Raw genomic sequence first — 19,083 nt, 5'->3', positions numbered from 1 at the left:
CCGAGACTTCGGGAGAAGGCTTAAGTGTATGAAAAGGGCTTCTCCCGAAGTCTCGGGACGCTCAGCCTGACATAGTCAGAAATAAACTTTAAATCGAGTTTGACTCCCATAATTGGAATTTGGAATTTTAAAATTGAAATTTATTTTTTGGTACAAAAAATCATTATTTTTATAAAAAATTGCCAAATGGATTTAAGTTACTGGGAACTCAAAAATTGGTTCACCAACGTTGATTATACAATTGTTGGAAGCGGAATTGTAGGATTGCATGCGGCATTACGCTTGCGCGAAAGATTTCCGGAAGCTAAAATTCTAGTTTTAGAAAAAGGAGCATTACCACAAGGCGCGAGTACGAAAAATGCCGGTTTTGCCTGTTTTGGAAGTCTTTCTGAAATTTTAGAAGATTTAAACACACACTCAGAAGAAGATGTTGTGCAATTGATAGAGAAACGCTGGCAAGGTTTGCAATTACTTCGAAAAAAACTCGGAGACACGGCAATAGATTTTAAACCTCATGGCGGATATGAATTGTTTCTAAAAGAAGATGAAAGAGTTTTTAATGAAGCTGTAATGCGTTTGCCATTTATCAACGAAATTTTAAAACCCATTTTCAAGAGTGATGTTTTTGCCAAAGAAGTCGACCGATTTGGATTTGAAAACATTCACGAATATTTGATTTTTAATCCGTTTGAAGCCCAAATCGATACCGGAAATATGATGCAGGAATTGCTGAAACAAGCCGTTGCTGCAGATATTCTAATTTTGAATAAACAAACTGTAACAGGTTATGCCGATTTAGGAAATCAGGTTGAAATTGCTCTTGGCGATTTTAGTTTTAAATCACAAAAAATACTTTTTGCCACAAATGGTTTTGCAAATGCATTGACAAAAGGCGAAGTACAGCCGGCCAGAGCACAGGTTTTAATTACCGAACCCATTAAAAATCTGGATATAAAAGGAACTTTTCATTTGGATCGCGGTTATTATTATTTCAGAAATATTGGCGACAGAATTTTACTTGGCGGAGGAAGAAACCTCGATTTTGAAGCAGAAAATACAACTGAATTTGGGCAGACCAAAATTGTACAAAATAAGTTGGAAGATTTACTTAAAAATGTAATTTTACCAAATCAGGATTTTCAAATTGCGCATCGTTGGAGCGGCATTATGGGAATCGGAAACAGTAAAAAACCTGTTGTTTCGCAACTGTCTGAAAACGTGTTTTGTGGAGTGCGTTTGGGCGGAATGGGCGTTGCAATAGGAAGTTTAATAGGAACAGAATTAGCAGATTTAATATAATGGCAGTTAAAAAACCCGCACCAAAAAAAACAACAACCGCAAGTAAACCAAAACCAACAGCTAAGAAAAAAGGGAATCGTTCTTTTGGCGAGAAAGTAAAATGGTTTTTTATTAAACTGATGTTATGGTTTTTCGGACTCTCAATTGGATCCGTGATATTTTTTAAATATATACCCGTTCCTTTTACGCCATTAATGTTAATAAGGGCTATAGAAAATAAACTCGGAGGAAAAGAGGTTTATTTTGATCACGATTGGGAACCAATTGATAAAATTTCGATGAATTTGCAAAAAGCCGTTATCGCAAGTGAAGACGGAACTTTTTTATCACACAATGGTTTCGATTTCAAGGCACTCCAAAAAGCATATAAAAGCAACGAACGCGGACGCCGAATTCGTGGTGGAAGTACAATTTCGCAGCAAACGGCCAAAAATGTGTTTTTATGGCAGGGAAAAAGTTATTTCCGTAAAGGCTTAGAAGCTTATTTTACCGTTTTAATAGAAATTATCTGGGGCAAAGAACGCATTATGGAAGTTTACCTGAACAGTATTGAAATGGGTGATGGTGTTTACGGAGCCTATGCGGCAACAGAACATTGGTATCGTCGTGATGCTTCGAGTTTAACGCCAATGCAAGCTGCCGGAATTGCTGCGATTTTACCAAATCCAAGAAAATTCAAAGCAACGGGATCTTCCAGTTATATAAACAGACGTAAAGAAAGAATTGTTCGTGAAATGCGAGCAGTAGGAAAAATAAATTATGATGGGAAGTAAAAAGATTGTTTTTGCATTCCTGATATTAACAACTACGTTGACTTTTGGACAAGGAAAAACTAAAGAAATAGGTTTTATCACAGATAATGATTTATATACATCGTCTAAAAATGACATGTATTATACGAATGGTTTGGAGCTTTTTTACCGATTTTTATCGAAGAATGAAAATGAAAAAATCAACAAGAAAATAACTGAGTTTCGTGTTGGTCAATATATTTATAATCCGAGGTATATTAATATCGAAGCTCGTAACCGTAACAACCGTCCGTTTGCCGGTTATCTTTTTGCCGAAGCGGGGAGAAGTTTTTTTTACCAATCTGAGTCAGTTTTAAAAACTGATTTTCAGTTGGGTTATATGGGGCCAAATGCCTTTGGAAGACAAATGCAGGAAGCTTTTCATCATACTATTGGATATAAAGAAGTTTTTGGTTGGGAAAATCAGGTTCATAATGCATTAGGCATTCAGGCGCATGCTTTGTATTCGAAGAAATTACTTAAAAATGAACCCAACGAATTTGCCGATCTTCACTTTCAGACAGAAGCAAATGTTGGAACAATTTTTACCGGAGTTTCTGCAGGATTTTTAACCCGACTAGGTTTCAAAAAATTACTCCCAATTTACGATTCTAATTTGCACGATGCTTCAGTAAGTTCGCAAACGCAATATAATGTTCGTGAATTTTACTTTTATGCTATTCCAAGTATCAATTACCAATTTTATGATGCTACAATCGAAGGGAGCATGTTTAGCAATACAAGTCCGGTAACTTTTGAATTGATTCCGTGGCGCTTTAATGCTGAATTTGGTTTAAAATACCGTCATAATAGCTTCAACATGTCTTACTCTTTTATTTATCATGGGAAAGAACTGGAAAGTCATGATATGAACGGATCTTTTTATGGGAGTATTCGTTTGGGGTATTTGTTGAAGTAGGTTTTTTAAACTAAAATTTTATTCTTGTTTTTCACATATTGTCATTTTGATAAAGGTGAAATCTTCACAAGGAACTCTGCAGAGTTTTTAAAACTGATGGTAAAGATTTGTAATTCGTTCAATTACCATTCCGTAAAAACAATAAAATGATTATCCGGATCAATTAGAAAAACTGCACTACCTCCCGGGAATTCCCATGGACCGGAGAATGTACCCGATGGCATTTTCATAGGATCTGATTCATTAGTTTTAGAAAGTTGATTCTTGATGAGTGTATCATATAATTCGGCGACATCTACTTCGTTTATTTCGATGTTCGTTTTATTGAGAGGCTTCTCCAGGATGCTTATTTTTAGTTCTATATGGTCTTCAATGGGCACAAAAAAAGTTTTGAACTTGTTTGTAAAAGTTTGGTTTTTGAGATTAAAAACTTTTTGATAAAAATGAAATGATACTTCTAGATCAGAACAATAAAGTGTGAAAGAAATTTTCATAAAATAGCTTAGGTTAAGTTAGTCAGGAATCTTTATTTGTCGTAAGTCTTCAAACAAATTTAAAAAATGATTCTTATAAAGCCTAAACAACTTAAGGTGATGAAAAAAACTAAATCTTCTGCTCCTAAAAAAATAAAAAAAACCGTATCACAATAAAGTAATACGGTTTTTTTGTGGAGAATACCGTCCCGAGACATCGGGAGAACCGGTCAGCTTCCCGATGTGTCGTGATACTCTAGCCTTTTGTTTCGATTAGGTTTTCGATATATTTTCTGCTTTTCATTTTTTTGATTTGTAATTCCCTTTGACAGGCTTCACTTCGAGTAAGGAAAGTTTCGAAATATTTTAATTCCCAATCTTTAGCCACTTTTGTGTATTTACTTCTGCTATTCAAATGATCTTGTAAACGCTGTTCAATATCTTGACATGAACCAACATAGTATTTGTTAATTGTATTAGAGTATAGAATATAAGTGTAAAACATAGGTATTATAAATAAAAATACCCAAACAGTTGTTTTAACTATTTGGGTATTTTTGTAAAAATATTTGTGGAGAATACCGGATTCGAACCGGTCACCCCTTGCCTGCCAGGCAAGTACTCTAGCCAAATGAGCTAATCCCCCTTTTTTGTTTTGTTTGCTTTTGAAAATCGAATCGGCTGCCCTCCCGATCAGATCGGGATACTCCAGCTAAATGAGCTAATCCCCCTTTTTTGTTTTGTTTGCTTTTGAAAATCGAATCGGCAGCCTCCCGATCAGATCGGGATACTCTAGCCAAATGAGCTAATCCCCCAAAGCGATAGCAAATAAAGTCAATTAATTTTCAAAAAACAAATTTCAAATCGCTTAGAGCGAAAATAATTATCAAAACCGTAACTTTACGTTCAAAACTATTTTTATGAGTTCAGAAAATCAAAACGGTACTTTACAAACTACTTTTCAAAACGCAGTTGCAATTGTGCAATTTGGCCATCCGGCGAGTAATTCTTTTCCGCGTGAATTATTAAATCGTTTAACTGCCGAAATTAATTCGTTGAGCCGAAATGAAACCGTTTCAGTTATTGTTTTACAAAGCGAAGGTTCGAAAACTTTTTGTTCTGGAGCTTCGTTTGATGAACTTTTGGCAGTAGAAAATGAAGAACAGGGGACAGAATTTTTCTCTGGCTTTGCTCATTTGTTAAACGCAATGCGCAACTGTTCTAAAATCATCATTGGCCGCGTTCAGGGAAAAGCCGTTGGTGGTGGTGTTGGAATTATTGCTACTTGTGATTATGTTTTGGCCACACCGGAAAGCGCTGTAAAACTTTCGGAGTTGGCAATCGGAATTGGACCTTTTGTGATTGAGCCAGCCGTTTCCAGAAAAATTGGTAAAACAGCGATGACCGAAATGACTTTGGCGGCGCAAAACTGGAAATCGGCTGAATGGGCTCTGGAAAAAGGACTTTTTTCGGAGATTCACAATTCAGATCAGTTGGATATCGAAGTTGAAAAATTTGCCCAAAAATTAAGTTCCTATAATCCTGAAGCTTTGTTTGAAATGAAGAAAATTATTTGGGAAGGAACAGAACAATGGGAATCTATACTTTTTGAACGTGCCGCTATTACAGGAAAATTGGTTTTGTCTGATTTTACAAAAAATGCTTTGACACAATTTAAAAAATAAATAAAAGGGAAATTCCAATATTTAAATTCCAAATCCCAATAGAAATCGATACTTGGAATTTGGAATTTTTCTTTATTTGGAATTTATTATTTAAACGGTTATTAATTTGTAAATTTGCAACCTAAAATTCAAATCGATGAGTAATATCAGAATTACAAAGCAATTTAATTTCGAAACCGGGCATGCTTTATACGGTTACGACGGAAAATGCAAAAACGTTCACGGGCACAGTTATAAATTATCGGTAACAGTTATTGGTTCGCCAATTACGGATCGATCGAATGTGAAATTCGGAATGGTGATTGACTTTTCGGATCTAAAGAAAATTGTAAAAGAAGAAATCGTCGACCAATTTGATCATGCAACTGTTTTTAACGAAACTACGCCGCATATCGAATTGGCAAATGAATTGAAAAATCGTGGTCATCACGTAATTTTAGTTGACTATCAGCCAACAAGTGAAAACATGGTAGTTGATTTTTCGAAAAGAATTATTTCTCGTTTGCCTGCAGGAATTTCACTCCATTCGCTTAAACTTCAGGAAACAGAATCTTCGTTTGCAGAATGGTATGCAAGTGATAATCAATAAGAAATCCCAATTTTTTAAAATTCCAAATCCCAATTGTGAGTCTAACTCATAACTCATAATCCATAACTCATAACTTTCACGGAATGAAAAAAGTATATTTTGCTTCTGATCAGCATTTTGGCGCTCCAACTCCTGAGTTGAGTTTGCCGCGCGAACAAAAATTTGTTGCCTGGCTGGATGTTGTTAAACAAGATGCGGAAGCTATTTTTTTATTAGGTGATTTATTCGATTTTTGGTTTGAATATAAAACCGTGGTACCAAAAGGTTTCGTGCGGGTTTTAGGTAAACTGGCAGAAATTCGCGACAGCGGAATCCCGATCTATTTTTTTGTTGGAAACCATGATTTATGGATGAATGATTATTTTGAAACCGAATTGAATATTCCGGTATATCATGATAATAAGGAATTTACCTTTAACGGAAAAACGTTTTTAATTGGTCACGGCGACGGAAAAGGTCCTGGCGATAAAGGTTATAAACGAATGAAAAAGGTATTTACAAACCCGTTTTCAAAGTGGCTTTTTCGTTGGCTGCACCCGGATGTTGGCGTAAGTTTAGCACAATATTTATCCGTTAAAAATAAATTGATTTCCGGCGATGAAGATGTCAAATTTTTAGGCGAAGAAAACGAATGGCTGGTTTTGTATGCCAAACGTAAACTCGAAACCAAACATTATAATTACTTCATTTTCGGACACCGTCATCTGCCAATGATTATTCCTGTTGGAGAAGAATCCAATTATGTAAATCTTGGTGACTGGATTGGTTATTTTACTTATGGAGTTTTTGACGGTGAAACCTTTGAGCTTCAAAAATTCGAACAATAGTTACTTTTTATTAGTTGGATAAACCGCAATTTTGTGTGTTCGCAGCATATAATTAGATTTCTTTTTGCTGTTGGATGCCTGAAAAGTAATCGCATTCGACATTTGTTTTGGCATATGACATTCTACACAATTATTTTGTAATGCTCTTTTTGATATTGTAGTCAAAGTCATTTCGGTGTGTTTAGTCTGCTGATGACAACTCATGCAGATTTTAGAATAAACAACCATGTTTTGCGACGAATTTTCATGTGGATTATGACACGTCATGCAGTCCATTCTTTCACTTTTCTTGAAACATTTACTTTGGGCAAGCAGCCCTAATTGATTTCCGTGAACATCATAATGAATACTGTCATTCGATCCAGGTATTGCTCTAAAATAATCAGAAAGTTTATCTCCCGGTTTAAATTGAAAACGTGATTTTATCTTTGCTTTATCATTCCCTGAGTGGCAAAGTGCACAGGCATCTATTTTTTGCTGTCTTGTTAGTTTTTTGAATGAAACAATATTTTGAGCAATTTTTAAATCAGGAAATTTTAAATGCTTCTCAACGTGCTGTTTGGCAGGTCCATGACAGCGCTCACAATCAATACCGTATAGTAAAGTATTTTTGTTCATGAAATCCTCTACTTCAATAGTCATAAAAGTAATACTGTCAGAGCTGGTTTCAACATATCTGCTGGCAATATTAGAGCTGTGACAGCCATAACATTCCTTATCAATTTGTCTTTCAAAATTTACTTTAGTGGCAGAATAACCCGGACTGGTTGCCCAACTATTTAAGGATTTGTAATAGGAGACAGGTAACTCAAATGTATAGTGGTTTTTCCAATATGCACTTGTTTGTGCGTGTTTCGTTCCAAAAAGAACATCAAAAGAATGGGCTTCTACTTCTTTTCCATTTTTATAAAGTACCTGATAAAGACTATCGTTACGTTCTTCCATAACAAGTTTAGTATCTTTATCATAAACAAAAGTATTGCGGCCATTTGTAAAATGCCCTAAAATATTTTCTTTGGTAGGAGGAGAGCTTGCTTTAAAATGCGAACTGTGAAAAGCTGTTTCATATTGTGCCTGATGACATTGAATACAGCTTTCAGAACCGGCATAATCGGTTCCGCGTGGGTCTATGTAATTATCAGATTCATTTTTGCAGCCCATTAATAACAAGACCAAAGCAAAAATGGAAAAAAGAATAGCTGTTTTTTTCATTATTGTAAATATACTTTTTTCTGAATAAATTCAAAATATATTTCAAATATGAAAAAATGCTGTTAAATTGTTTAGATTAATTCTTAATTCATTCCTGCTCCATAAACATATTCATCAAGGTCAATTCTAAATAAAGAACCTTCAACTAAATCTTTTATTGATTTTAATTCGGTCATAGAAACAGCCAAATCAATTGCAGTACAAGGAGTTTTTAATAAAAATTTATGACAGGAATATTTTAATTCACAAGCTTCGCAACATGCATTTTCAATCATGCTGTCTTCTATCAAATCACAGAAATGATTTAGCTCCTGAATTGTAAAATAAAAACCGGTTTCTTTAAAAACCAATTGAACTTTGTCGGTTATGGTTTCGTTTTCCTTTTTCCAGTAAAAAGCAATTCCAAAATTGTTGTGGTATAATTGTTCAATTTCTCTCATTATGAATCCTTTTGTTTCAACAAATATAAATATTATTTATATTAGTTCTAAATAAAAAATCATAAAAAAGATGTTTTTAAAAATATAACGATGATATAAATTTTGTTTAGAAGAACCTGAAATAAAACTTAATTTATCTTATAGCATTTTATTGGTTTATATTGTTATTTAAGCCACATTTTTATTTTTGAAAGGAATTTATTTTGCTGATCTACAAATAGATAATGAGAACAGTTTTCTAATAAGGCAAAATGATTTTCTCCTGCTATATTTTTAATTGATTTAATTTGAGAGGGAGAAAAAATTCCATCTTCTTGTCCATAAATCGCATAAACAAGAATTCCTTTTGCTTTTATTTCCTTTAAAAATGGTCGGCTATCGATGTTATTTTGCTTTTCATTTTTATAAAAAAGTAATGGAGCATTTTTATTTCGAATGTTGGTTTTAAAGAATTTACTTGCTTCGTAATCGCTGTATAATTTTTTTGATGCTTTAGTAGGATTTGGCATTTTAAAATAATCATTATCACTTGCGAGATCAAAACAATGTTTGCGGTATCCGGCAGAATTTTTATCAAGTTTCTCTACGTAAGATATTTTATTGAGTGTTTTAGAATCGCCTTTGTGACTTTTCTTTAAAGAATTCAAAATATGATCGTAAGTTTCCTGCTGCGAAAATAGAGCTCCGGCCAAAATGAGATTACTAACATTCTGAGGATATTTTGCTGTGTAAAGCGTCGCAACCAAACCGCCAAAACTATGACCAATAAGAGTAACTTTCTTTAAATTATATCTTTTTAAAATTGAATTCAAATCCTGAAAAGCTTCCTGATAAGTAAATTTTGCATGAGGATCTGCAGATCTTCCTTCACCTCTTCGATCGTAAACGATTACATAAAAACTTTTATTGGCCAATTTTTGAGCTGTGGTTGCCTCAAATAAGGTCGAATTACCACTTGGACCGCCATGAATAAAAACAATGGTTTTGTTTTCTTTATTTCCGTATGTTTTAATGTAGAGACTTTGTCCGTTTGCAAAAATGGAAATTGTAAAAATGAAAACCAATAATAGTTTTTTCATTACTCCATATTTTGATGATCTTCCATATCTTTCTGAAGATCTAAATTTCTAAAAGTAGGGGATGCTATTCCGAAACCTAAAACGGTCAATAAAGTCATACTTCCTCCAAAAACTACAGAAGTTACCGTTCCCATTAGTTTAGCTGTTAAACCACTTTCAAAGGCGCCTAATTCGTTAGATGATCCAACAAACATAGAATTTACCGCAGCAACACGTCCGCGCATATGGTCGGGTGTTTTAAGCTGTAAAATAGTTTGACGAATTACTACTGAAATTCCGTCAGCAACACCGCTTAAGAATAGCGCGACGACTGAAATCCAGAAAATGGTAGAAACTCCAAAAACAATAATGCACAGTCCGAAAATAAAAATGGCGATCAAAAGTTTCATTCCGGCTTTTTTATACAACGGAACATAAGCTGAAATCAGCATCGTAATAAATGCACCAATTGCTGGTGCAGCTCTTAAAACACCAAATCCTTCCGGGCCAACTTTTAAAATATCCTGTGCAAAAACAGGTAATAAAGCAACGGCTCCTCCAAAAAGTACGGCCACCATGTCAAGAGAAAGTACTCCCAAAATAGTTTTATTATTGAAAACGAATTTGATTCCTTCTTTTAAACTTTCCATAACCGGCTCACCAATCTTCGGATTCAGAATTGGTTTTTTCTCGATTTGAGTTAAAGCAATTAAGGCAGAAACAGAGAAGCCAACCACAAGGCACATTGACCAATGAACTCCTATCCAATTGATAGAAAACCCTGCAACCGCTGGTCCTAAAACGGCACCAATCTGCCAAACCGAACTACTCCAGGTTGCAGCATTTGGATAGGCCTTTTTAGGTACAATTAAAGATAAAAGCGAGAAAATTGTTGGTCCTAAAAATGCACGTACCAATCCGCCCAGAAATACCAAAAAGTAAATCGAATATAAAATAATGGCAGATGATGCATCCCCAACAACCGCAGGCCATGTTAATAAAAATAATCCGAAGCTAATGATCGAAAATCCTAAAATACACCATACCAACATTCTTTTTTTCTCTCTTTGATCAACGATATGTCCGGCAATTAGTGCCATTGAAACGGCTGGAATTACTTCCATCAAACCAATTATTCCAAGTGAAAGCGGGTTCTTGGTAATGCTATAAACTTCCCATTCAATGACAATAAACTGCATCGACCAGGCAAAAACCATAGCAAAACGTAATAATAAAAACATATTAAATTCTCTAAAACGCAACGCTTGATACGGGTCGTTTTTCTTTTCTTTATTTGTCATTTGTTCTAATATCTTTAAGCATTAGTTGAGTCGAAACGTTTCCATTCCATTCATTTTCGGCCAGAGAATAAGCTAACTGAAATGGATTTTGATTTTTTGTGATGTCTATTTTTTTTCCAAGGCCAAAACCGATTGCTGCAATTCCTTCCGAATTATTCTGCTTAACAAAAAGCCTTAAATGTTCTTCGTCTGCTCCCAGAGTTTTGGCATAACCTGTGTCTTTTATATTTGTTGTCATAAAAACAGGTGTCATGTTTTGCGGTCCAAAAGGTTCAAATTGTTTTAAAATCCGAATGAGTTTTGGTGTTATGTCAGAGAAATTAATCTCTGCATCAATTTCGATTTCAGGAGTTCGCATTTCAGGTAAAATAGTTGCCGAAACCTGTTTTTCAAAAGCCTCTTTAAAAATTGTATAATTCTCGGCTTTCAAAGTCATTCCGGCAGCATACATATGACCTCCAAATTGTTCCAAATGTTCAGCGCACGCATCTAAGGCATTGTAAACATCAAAGCCTTTTACAGATCGTGCCGAAGCTGCATATTTATCACCGCTTTTAGTAAACACCAATGTTGGGCGATAATAGGTTTCTATCAATCGTGAAGCCACGATTCCGATCACGCCTTTATGCCAATCTTCCTGAAAAACAACAGTAGAGAATCGATCTTCTTCCTGGTTTTCTAAAATTTGCTGAAACGCTTCTTTGGTAATTCTCTTGTCTAAATCTTTTCGGTCAGAATTGTATTGTTCAATTTCTGAAGCAAATTGCTGCGCTTGTTCAAAATTAAATTCAGTTAGCAATTCTACTGCATGATTTCCATGTTTAATTCTTCCGGCAGCATTTATTCTTGGCGAAATGATAAAAACAACATCAGTAATATCTAAAGTTTTCTTCTTTACCTGATGAACCAAAGCTTTAATTCCCGGTCTTGGATCTGAATTAATAACCTGTAATCCAAAATAAGCCAAAACGCGATTTTCTCCCGTAATAGGAACAATATCTGCAGCGATTGCCGTGGCAACCAAATCCAAATACGGAACCAGATCTTCAATAGTTTCATTTCGGTTTTTTCCTAAAGCCTGAATTAGTTTAAAACCAACGCCGCAACCGCACAACTCATCATACGGATAATCGCAATCTTCTCTTTTGGGATCTAAAATCGCAACGGCATCCGGAAGAATATTTCCAGGTCTGTGGTGATCACAAATAATAAAATCGATGTTTTTTTCTTTCGCGTAGGCGATATGATCTATGGATTTTATGCCGCAATCGAGCGCGATAATTAGAGAGAATCCGTTATCATCGGCAAAGTCAATTCCTTTAAAAGAAATTCCGTAACCTTCGTCATAACGATCCGGAATATAAGTAGCAATATTTGGATAATGAGATTTTAAATACGCAGAAACCAAAGAAACAGCCGTTGTTCCGTCGACATCATAATCGCCAAAAACCAAGATGTTTTCCTGATTTTCAATAGCCAGTTCAATTCGGGCAACTGCTTTGTCCATGTCTTTCATCAAGAAAGGATCGTGGAGATGTTCTAATGAAGGGCGAAAGAAATTTTTGGCATCATCAAAAGTTTCAATGCCACGCTGAATCAAAAGGGTTGCTACAAAATCTTCTACATTCAGGGCTTGCGCCAAATGTTTGATTTTATCTTCAGAAGGTTTTGGTTTTAATGTCCAACGCATTTTTTTATTGTAGATTTTAAAGTGTTGATTTTAGATTATCGAAACCGCTGTTTATTAAAATTACTAAATCTTCAGGATTTTTATTTTGACTTTTGAAGTCGTGAAATTCATGGTTCATTGATCTGTCTATTGCTTTTCCATCGCTAATTTTTATTAGATATGGATATCCTTTTCGATCAGAAACGTTCAATAACATATTTGAAATATATTCTCGATTGTCTTCATCTTTTATGCGTTTCCCTTCAAGAAAAATAGGTTTAATATCACTGGTAAGATTTGGAATAATATTCTTTTCGATATAATGATGATTGTTTTTTCGATTCGTGTAGCAAAAGAATTTTTTTCCTTCAATCGATAATAAATAATTGCTATATCTTTTTTTGAATCGTTTTTTCTGAAAGAATTCAAATATAAAATAAACCAGAATTACTGGAAAAAATAATATAGATAAAGGAATTCCAATTATAATTAGAAATATTATAACCGGTATTTCTTTTAATCTTTCCTCCATCTTTAATTAATCAAATTCAAGAATATATTATTTTAATTCCAAAGCATTTCCTTCAAACTTAATTCCGTCCCAGCCTAAGTTGATGAAATTCCTAATGTTTTGATGATTTGTTCCGTTTGGATCTCCTAAAACTTCTTCAAAATAAAAGGCACCAAAACACGCTAAAGTTTCTTCTTTAGTTAAGTTTTGCAATTTTGCGAAAGAAAATAATTTGCAGGAACCAGAGTTTTCTCCGGCTGCATTATGCTGTGTTCCGTTTTGAAAAGCAGTTGGTGTAAAATTGTAATTTTCCTCAATTACTGCAATAGTTTCCAGGAAGGTTATTTCGTTTGTAGTTTGTTTTACTTTTTCTAAAAAGGCTTGAATGCTCATGTTATTGTTGTTAGTTTTTTTTGCCACGAATCACACGAATTTTCACTAATTAAATTCGTGATAATTTGTGTGATTCGTGGCGAACATCTTTTAATGTATTTTAATTTGTGAATTCGTGGCAAATATTATTCTTCATCATCATCCTTAGAAAACTTACTTTTCTTAGGTTCTTTTATTATTGTTTTTCCGGCAACCACAACTACGATTTCACCACGTGGTGCTGTTTTTTCAAAATGAGTTAAAACTTCTTTTGCGGTTCCGCGTACATTTTCTTCGTGCATTTTTGATAATTCACGCGATACACAAACTTGTCTGTCTTCTCCAAAATACTGTATAAACTCAGCTAAAGTTTTAACGAGTTTATGTGGTGAAACGTACAAAATCATCGTTCTTGTTTCTTCGGCTAAAGCCAAAAAACGAGTCTGACGTCCTTTTTTATCAGGCAGAAAACCTTCAAAAACAAATTTATCATTTGGTAATCCACTATTAACTAAAGCAGGAACAAAAGCGGTTGCACCAGGTAAACATTCTACTTCAATTTTATTTTCCACACAAGCGCGTGTCAATAAAAATCCGGGATCTGAAATTGCCGGAGTTCCAGCATCTGAAATTAAGGCAATAGTTTCGCCGGCTTTCAAACGTGCAATTAAATTTTCGGTAGTTTTGTGTTCGTTGTGCATGTGATGGCTGTGCATGTGCGTGCCAATTTCAAAATGCTTTAGCAGTTTTCCACTCGTTCTGGTGTCTTCGGCCAAAATCAAATCGACTTCTTTTAGAATGCGAATGGCACGAAAAGTCATGTCTTCAAGATTGCCAATAGGCGTGGGAACTATATATAATTTGGACATAATTAATTTTAATATTAAACACAGATTTCACGAATTAGCACGAATAATTAAGTGCTAAAAATTTCACGAAAACAAATTAGTGTCAATCTGTGAAATTCGTGTTTAGGAGAATTTTTTCTCGACAATTCCCAGAAAACGTTCTGCGTAATCGTCTTTTCCTTCCCAGTTATTGTAATCTGGTTTTACCATATTTTCGATAAAATCTTTTGCTTCGCTAAAAGTATCAAAAGTTAATAGTTGATTTAAAACACGACTGTAATCTTCTGTACTATTCCCAAAAAGGTTTTTAGTGAAAGCAATTCTGTCATTCAAATCAATATGGAAACCTTTTGCCAGTTTTTCGTTTAAAGGAACGGCTTTTGGTTTTGCAGATTCTATAGTCGCTGTTTCTGCAACAGTCTTGGTTTCTTTATATTCGTTTATTGACGGCGTTGGAGTAGGAGGAACATTATCAAAACTATCTACTTTTACAAATTGTGCGTCAGCATAATTAACGCCCAGAATATCCTCAAATGAAATATGGACCGGATTTGACTTTGTTGAAGTTTCAATTTTTGGTTCTTCTTTTACTTCCTCTTTTATTTCTTCCTTATCCAATTCAAAAGAAGGTTTGAAATCAGGAATTGGTTTTGATTCGCTAATGGTTCTGAAATATGACTCCGTTGCAGTTTCTTTTTTCTCCTCAGCAACTGGTTCTTCTGTTTTTTCAACTACAGGTTCCTCAACTTTTTCAGCAATTGATTCCGGAATAGTTTCAACAATAATTTCCGGGATTATTTCTTCAGGAATTTCAGCAATTATTTCTTGTGGAGTTTCTTCAATAATTTCAGCTTCAGGAGTCACTTCGGCTTCAATTACAGTTTCTTCAACAGCAACGGGAAGTGTTTCTTCAACTTTAATTTCTGCAGGAAGTGTTTCTTCCTGATCAAAAATAGTTTCTAGCTTAGATTCTATTTCACCACGTCCGATAGTAGGTTTTACATCGTCAAAATTTTCATCTACAAATTTTAAAACAGCTAACTTCTCATATAATTTCTGAGTCTCAAGATATAATTGATTGATATCGGATTTATTTTTAAGCTTTAAAATTCGATGTGCAATGCTGATTAAATCGGCTTCCAATTTTTTTTTCATAACTGTTGAAATTATAGTGAATAGGATATTTTAATATATTCTGTATTTTGAATGTCTTTGTTTGTGAAGGAAAATACGCAGAACTATTTTTTATTTTTGTTAATAAGCATTTGCGAATCTTCGATTTGATAAAAATTTTCTACTTTTGAAAAAATGTAAAATCATCAAAATTTTGCGTCAAATTATTACCAGTACAAAGTAATAAAAACTATTCATTTTAAAAGGTAGAAAAATACAAAATGTTTCTCGAAAATACAGTAAATCACAAAGAACAATTTGGTTGGATTGAAGTTATTTGTGGATCAATGTTTTCGGGTAAAACCGAGGAGTTAATCCGCAGATTAAAACGCGCCCAATTTGCCAAACAAAAAGTCGAAATTTTTAAACCTGCTATTGATACCCGCTATCATGACGAAATGGTGGTATCACACGATGCCAACGAAATTCGCTCTACTCCGGTTCCTGCCGCTGCTAATATTGCTATTTTGGCACAAGGCTGCGATGTTATCGGAATTGATGAAGCCCAGTTTTTTGATGATGAAATTGTTACTGTTTGTAATGATCTTGCCAATCAGGGAATTCGTGTAATAGTTGCAGGACTTGATATGGACTTTAAAGGAAATCCCTTCGGACCAATGCCGGCACTTATGGCAACAGCAGAATATGTGACCAAAGTTCACGCGGTTTGCACCAGAACAGGAAATCTTGCCAACTACAGTTTTCGTAAAACAGATAACGATAAATTGGTAATGCTTGGCGAAACCGAAGAATATGAGCCATTAAGCCGTGCAGCATATTATAATGCAATGAAAAAAAATCAGGAGAAATAGGTTTTTAATTCTATTTAAGCAACAATGCAAGACAAGAAAAATAAAAGAAAGCAGAATATTTTATTATTACTCGTAATTGGAACCGCACTGGCTTTAGCTGTTTATTTTCAGTTTTTTCTTTCTGAAAGTGCAGATGAAGTAAAGACTGAAATTACAGAGCTGGTTACAAAATATAATAAGAATTGCCCGTTGACAATTCAGCAGGGAATTCGCCTGGACAGTGTCAGTTTGCCTAAGCACTCGGACGAAAGAGCCGTTCAGTATAATTTGACATTGATGAATGTGGAAAAAGAAACTGCAGAAATTAATGTAATACATACTGAAATTGAAAAAAGCCTCTTGAGTACAGCGAAAGCAAATCCGGGACTTCAGGTTTTTAGAGATAATGATTATACGTTGATTTATAGCTACTATGACAAGAAGAAAGTGTTTTTGTTTGATGTAAAAATATTAGCGGATCAGTATAAATAATTTAGAAATTCTGATATAAAATAAAACCCGATAGATTTTGAATCTGTCGGGTTTTTTATTGTAAGAAAATTGCCTAATTTTATCTTTTTTAAACTATGATATGAAAGCAAGATTGACTTTAAGAATAAATAAAGCTGTTATCGACAATGCTAAAATTTATACTAAAGAGCACAAACATAACCTGTCCTTTTTAGTTGAAAATTATTTGCGAAAAATAACAACTGATAAACAAGCTCTTCAAAGTGATGAAATTGAAATTAGTTCTCTTGTTAAAGCTTTTACTTTAGCAGATGGAAAAGTTCCTGAAGATTTTAATTATAAAAAAGCAAGGTTTGAATATTTGATAAAAAAGTATAAATAAAACCCGATAGATTTTGAATCTGTCGGGTTTTTGTTTTGTATAAAATTAAATGATTTTTGTTTGTCGAAACTGGACTGAAGTCTAGCTCTACAATATAATATGTTCCTCCGGAACTTGAAAGAGCCTTCGCCTCGAACCATATTGTAGGGCCGGACTTTAATCCGGTTAATATGAATTACGAATATATTAAATTTAAAAAACCTAAATCTTCTTTCTCATTCTCGCTACCGGAATATCAAGCTGCTCGCGGTATTTTGCAATAGTTCTTCTCGCAATCGGGTATCCTTTTTCTTTTAAGATTTCTGCCAATTGATCGTCTGGTAAAGGTTTCTTTTTATCTTCTTCCTCAATTGTATTTTTAAGAATCTTTTTGATTTCTAAAGTCGAAACATCTTCACCCTGATCATTTTTCATCGCTTCAGAGAAAAACTCCTTAATCAATTTTGTTCCGTAGGGTGTTTCAACATATTTGCTGTTAGCAACACGCGAAATAGTCGAAATATCCAAACCAACCATGTCCGCAATGTCTTTTAAGATCATTGGTTTTAGTTTGGTTTCGTCGCCGTCTAAGAAAAATTCTTCCTGATAATGCATAATGGCATTCATCGTTACAAAAAGAGTTTCCTGACGTTGTCTAATCGCGTCGATAAACCATTTAGCCGAATCCAGTTTTTGTTTAATAAACTGAACTGCATCTTTTTGAGCAGATGATTTATCACGAGAATCCTTATAAGTCTGCATCATTTCCTGATAATCTTTAGAAACGTGCAGGGAAGGGGCATTTCGTCCGTTTAAAGTCAATTCCAGTTCGCCGTCAACAATTCTGATAGCGAAATCCGGAACCACATTTTCCGTAACTTTATTATTTCCGGTAAATGATCCACCCGGTTTTGGGTTTAGTCTTTCGATTTCGTGAATGGCTTTTTTCAGCTGTTCGTTTGAAACGCCGTATTTCTGTAATAGCTTATCGTAATGTTTTTTTGTAAAAGCATCAAACTGATTTTCGATAATATCAATTGCTAAATCAACATATTCTGTTGGTGTTTTATGCTTCAACTGCAATAATAAACATTCCTGCAAATCTCGCGCTCCAACGCCCGAAGGCTCGAGTTCATGAATAACATGCAGCATTTTTTCGACCATAACTTCATCGGTATAAATACCTTGGGTAAAAGCCATGTCATCAACCATGTCAGAAACGCTTCTGCGGATGTAACCCATATCATCGATACTTCCAACAAGAAATTCAGCGATTTCACGCTCTTCATCATTCAATATAAAAGTATTCAACTGATTGATTAAGTCCTGATGAAAACTAATAGGCGAAGCAAAAGGCGTTTCGCGTTCTTCGTCTTCACTATAATTGTTAACCTGGGTTTTATAATCCGGAGTATCATCGTCACTTAGATATTCGTCAATGTTAATGTCGTCTGCTTCGATTCTGTCAGATTCTGCATCATCATAATCGTCGTAGTCTTCATTGGCGAATTCATCTGCTTCGTATTCGTCTTCTTTTCCAGCTTCCAGAGCCGGATTTTCGTTCATTTCTTCTAATAAACGTTGCTCAAAAGCTTGCGTAGGCAATTGAATTAACTTCATCAGCTGAATTTGCTGTGGAGATAATTTTTGTGATAATTTTAAATTTAAAAATTGCTTTAGCATAATAAGGCACTAATTTTTTTAGCCACTAAGACGCGAAGGCGCAAAGTTTTTTATTTTTTTTAATTGCCTTTAAGGCTTTTATTTGAAATTTTTTAAAATACTCTCTTCGTATTTATAAATCTTCTAATTCCACTTTTAATTAATGGTACATTGAAATTAATTAAAAAACCTAAATCTTTATTTAGCAATTTTAATTGACTTATAATCTGTGCTTCCCAAACTGGATTTATTTGTTCAACTGCTTTTGTTTCTATAATTATAGAATCTTCAATCAACAAATCTAATCTTAATCCTTCAGCAAATTCAATTCCGTCATAAAAAATCGGAATATCAACTTGCCGTTTCACATCAAGACCAGCTTTTGTAATTTCATAAGCCAAACAAACCTCATAAACTCTTTCTAATAATCCAGGTCCAAGTTGCTTATGAACTTTAAATGCCGAGTTTACAATTATTTTTCCAATTTCTTCCGTTCTTTCAGAGAGCATATTTTTAAGGGTTTTGCCACGAAGACGCGAATGCGCAAAGATTATTTTTTAAGACTTAAGTCCTGAAAAAAAACATAAATAATACTTTTTGAATTTTTGTCTTCGTGGTATTATTTTTTTTT

At 34.3% G+C, this 19,083-nt stretch carries 22 protein-coding genes and 1 tRNA gene; 9 read left to right on the top strand and 14 right to left on the bottom strand.

Translation table 11 applies throughout. The features are described 5' to 3' along the window. Positions 1–186: 186 nt before the first annotated feature. The 3 genes from RT99_RS15260 to RT99_RS15250 are packed head-to-tail and all read left to right on the top strand — an operon-like array spanning position 187 to position 3,009. Positions 187–1,299 carry an FAD-binding oxidoreductase gene (locus tag RT99_RS15260; RefSeq protein ID WP_042565627.1) on the top strand — a complete coding sequence of 371 codons (1,113 nt, stop codon included), beginning with the start codon at positions 187–189 and terminating at the stop codon, positions 1,297–1,299. After that, positions 1,299–2,072 (top strand): monofunctional biosynthetic peptidoglycan transglycosylase, encoded by a 774-nt coding sequence (gene mtgA / locus RT99_RS15255; RefSeq protein WP_042565626.1) that lies wholly within the window; start codon positions 1,299–1,301, stop codon positions 2,070–2,072. The genes RT99_RS15260 and mtgA overlap by 1 nt, the downstream gene beginning before the upstream one ends. Then, on the top strand, positions 2,062–3,009 hold the full coding sequence (locus RT99_RS15250) for a lipid A deacylase LpxR family protein (protein ID WP_082036970.1): 948 nt from the start codon (positions 2,062–2,064) through the stop codon (positions 3,007–3,009). Before mtgA ends, RT99_RS15250 begins: the two co-directional genes overlap by 11 nt. Positions 3,010–3,131: 122 nt before the next feature. Here RT99_RS15250 and RT99_RS15245 read toward each other — a convergent pair whose 3' ends face one another. The 3 genes from RT99_RS15245 to RT99_RS15235 form a co-directional block, all read right to left on the bottom strand. Beyond that, positions 3,132–3,389 carry a hypothetical protein gene (locus RT99_RS15245; RefSeq protein WP_131494923.1) on the bottom strand — a complete coding sequence of 86 codons (258 nt, stop codon included), beginning with the start codon at positions 3,387–3,389 and terminating at the stop codon, positions 3,132–3,134. A gap of 349 nt (positions 3,390–3,738) precedes the next feature. Next, complete coding sequence (locus tag RT99_RS15240) at positions 3,739–3,987, bottom strand: GIY-YIG nuclease family protein (protein ID WP_042565623.1); 249 nt, start codon at positions 3,985–3,987, stop codon at positions 3,739–3,741. A gap of 67 nt (positions 3,988–4,054) precedes the next feature. Next, positions 4,055–4,128: transfer RNA gene (locus RT99_RS15235), tRNA-Ala, on the bottom strand. Positions 4,129–4,402: 274 nt separating this feature from the next. On the opposite strand from RT99_RS15235, the gene RT99_RS15230 reads away from it, so the two are divergent. From RT99_RS15230 to RT99_RS15220, 3 genes are all read left to right on the top strand, one after another. Then, positions 4,403–5,167, top strand: coding sequence for an enoyl-CoA hydratase/isomerase family protein (locus tag RT99_RS15230; RefSeq protein WP_042565622.1), 765 nt, complete (start codon positions 4,403–4,405; stop codon positions 5,165–5,167). A gap of 136 nt (positions 5,168–5,303) precedes the next feature. Then, a complete protein-coding gene (locus RT99_RS15225) occupies positions 5,304–5,756 on the top strand; it encodes a 6-carboxytetrahydropterin synthase (protein WP_042565621.1) in 453 nt (150 codons plus the stop codon). An 83-nt stretch (positions 5,757–5,839) separates the two neighbouring features. Next, positions 5,840–6,583, top strand: a complete 744-nt coding sequence (locus RT99_RS15220; RefSeq protein WP_042565620.1) for a UDP-2,3-diacylglucosamine diphosphatase — start codon at positions 5,840–5,842, stop codon at positions 6,581–6,583. Here RT99_RS15220 and RT99_RS15215 read toward each other — a convergent pair whose 3' ends face one another. The 9 genes from RT99_RS15215 to RT99_RS15175 all read right to left on the bottom strand — a co-directional run bounded on the left by RT99_RS15215 (position 6,584) and on the right by RT99_RS15175 (position 15,149). Further along, entirely contained in the window at positions 6,584–7,795 is a 1,212-nt protein-coding gene (locus tag RT99_RS15215) for a cytochrome c3 family protein (RefSeq protein WP_042565619.1), read from the bottom strand. It abuts the gene before it with no gap. Between the two features lie 83 nt (positions 7,796–7,878). Beyond that, positions 7,879–8,235 (bottom strand): hypothetical protein, encoded by a 357-nt coding sequence (locus RT99_RS15210; protein ID WP_042565618.1) that lies wholly within the window; start codon positions 8,233–8,235, stop codon positions 7,879–7,881. Between the two features lie 164 nt (positions 8,236–8,399). Beyond that, positions 8,400–9,314 (bottom strand): alpha/beta fold hydrolase, encoded by a 915-nt coding sequence (locus RT99_RS15205; RefSeq protein ID WP_042565617.1) that lies wholly within the window; start codon positions 9,312–9,314, stop codon positions 8,400–8,402. Continuing rightward, complete coding sequence (locus RT99_RS15200) at positions 9,314–10,594, bottom strand: MFS transporter (protein ID WP_042565616.1); 1,281 nt, start codon at positions 10,592–10,594, stop codon at positions 9,314–9,316. The genes RT99_RS15205 and RT99_RS15200 overlap by 1 nt, the downstream gene beginning before the upstream one ends. Further along, positions 10,584–12,284 (bottom strand): single-stranded-DNA-specific exonuclease RecJ, encoded by a 1,701-nt coding sequence (gene recJ, locus RT99_RS15195; RefSeq protein WP_042565615.1) that lies wholly within the window; start codon positions 12,282–12,284, stop codon positions 10,584–10,586. Before recJ ends, RT99_RS15200 begins: the two co-directional genes overlap by 11 nt. A 16-nt stretch (positions 12,285–12,300) precedes the next feature. Next, entirely contained in the window at positions 12,301–12,795 is a 495-nt protein-coding gene (locus tag RT99_RS15190) for a hypothetical protein (RefSeq protein WP_042565614.1), read from the bottom strand. Positions 12,796–12,822: 27 nt separating this feature from the next. Further along, the gene (locus tag RT99_RS15185) at positions 12,823–13,167 is read right to left on the bottom strand and encodes a HopJ type III effector protein (RefSeq protein ID WP_042565613.1); all 345 of its coding nucleotides are present in this window, start codon (positions 13,165–13,167) and stop codon (positions 12,823–12,825) included. Positions 13,168–13,292: 125 nt separating this feature from the next. Then, on the bottom strand, positions 13,293–14,015 hold the full coding sequence (rsmI, locus tag RT99_RS15180) for a 16S rRNA (cytidine(1402)-2'-O)-methyltransferase (protein WP_042565612.1): 723 nt from the start codon (positions 14,013–14,015) through the stop codon (positions 13,293–13,295). A 102-nt stretch (positions 14,016–14,117) separates the two neighbouring features. Then, positions 14,118–15,149, bottom strand: a complete 1,032-nt coding sequence (locus tag RT99_RS15175) for a hypothetical protein (RefSeq protein ID WP_042565611.1) — start codon at positions 15,147–15,149, stop codon at positions 14,118–14,120. A 239-nt stretch (positions 15,150–15,388) separates the two neighbouring features. Here RT99_RS15175 and RT99_RS15170 point away from each other — a divergent pair, with 239 nt between their 5' ends. The 3 genes from RT99_RS15170 (at position 15,389) to RT99_RS15160 (ending at position 16,811) form a co-directional block, all read left to right on the top strand. Further along, positions 15,389–15,979 (top strand): thymidine kinase, encoded by a 591-nt coding sequence (locus RT99_RS15170; RefSeq protein ID WP_042565610.1) that lies wholly within the window; start codon positions 15,389–15,391, stop codon positions 15,977–15,979. 24 nt (positions 15,980–16,003) lie between these two features. Then, on the top strand, positions 16,004–16,450 hold the full coding sequence (locus RT99_RS15165) for a hypothetical protein (protein ID WP_042565609.1): 447 nt from the start codon (positions 16,004–16,006) through the stop codon (positions 16,448–16,450). Positions 16,451–16,550: 100 nt separating this feature from the next. Then, a complete protein-coding gene (locus RT99_RS15160; protein ID WP_042565608.1) occupies positions 16,551–16,811 on the top strand; it encodes a DUF6364 family protein in 261 nt (86 codons plus the stop codon). A gap of 201 nt (positions 16,812–17,012) precedes the next feature. Here RT99_RS15160 and rpoN read toward each other — a convergent pair whose 3' ends face one another. Together rpoN and RT99_RS15150 are read right to left on the bottom strand one after the other, a co-directional pair. After that, on the bottom strand, positions 17,013–18,473 hold the full coding sequence (gene rpoN, locus RT99_RS15155; protein ID WP_042565607.1) for an RNA polymerase factor sigma-54: 1,461 nt from the start codon (positions 18,471–18,473) through the stop codon (positions 17,013–17,015). A gap of 92 nt (positions 18,474–18,565) precedes the next feature. Continuing rightward, positions 18,566–18,961, bottom strand: a complete 396-nt coding sequence (locus tag RT99_RS15150; RefSeq protein WP_042565606.1) for a GxxExxY protein — start codon at positions 18,959–18,961, stop codon at positions 18,566–18,568. Between the last annotated feature and the right edge of the window lie 122 nt (positions 18,962–19,083).

Origin of the sequence: Flavobacterium sp. MEB061 (assembly GCF_000834715.1) — a bacterium.
Lineage (GTDB): Bacteria > Bacteroidota > Bacteroidia > Flavobacteriales > Flavobacteriaceae > Flavobacterium > Flavobacterium pectinovorum.
This window is presented reverse-complemented; position numbering and strand designations above follow the sequence as displayed.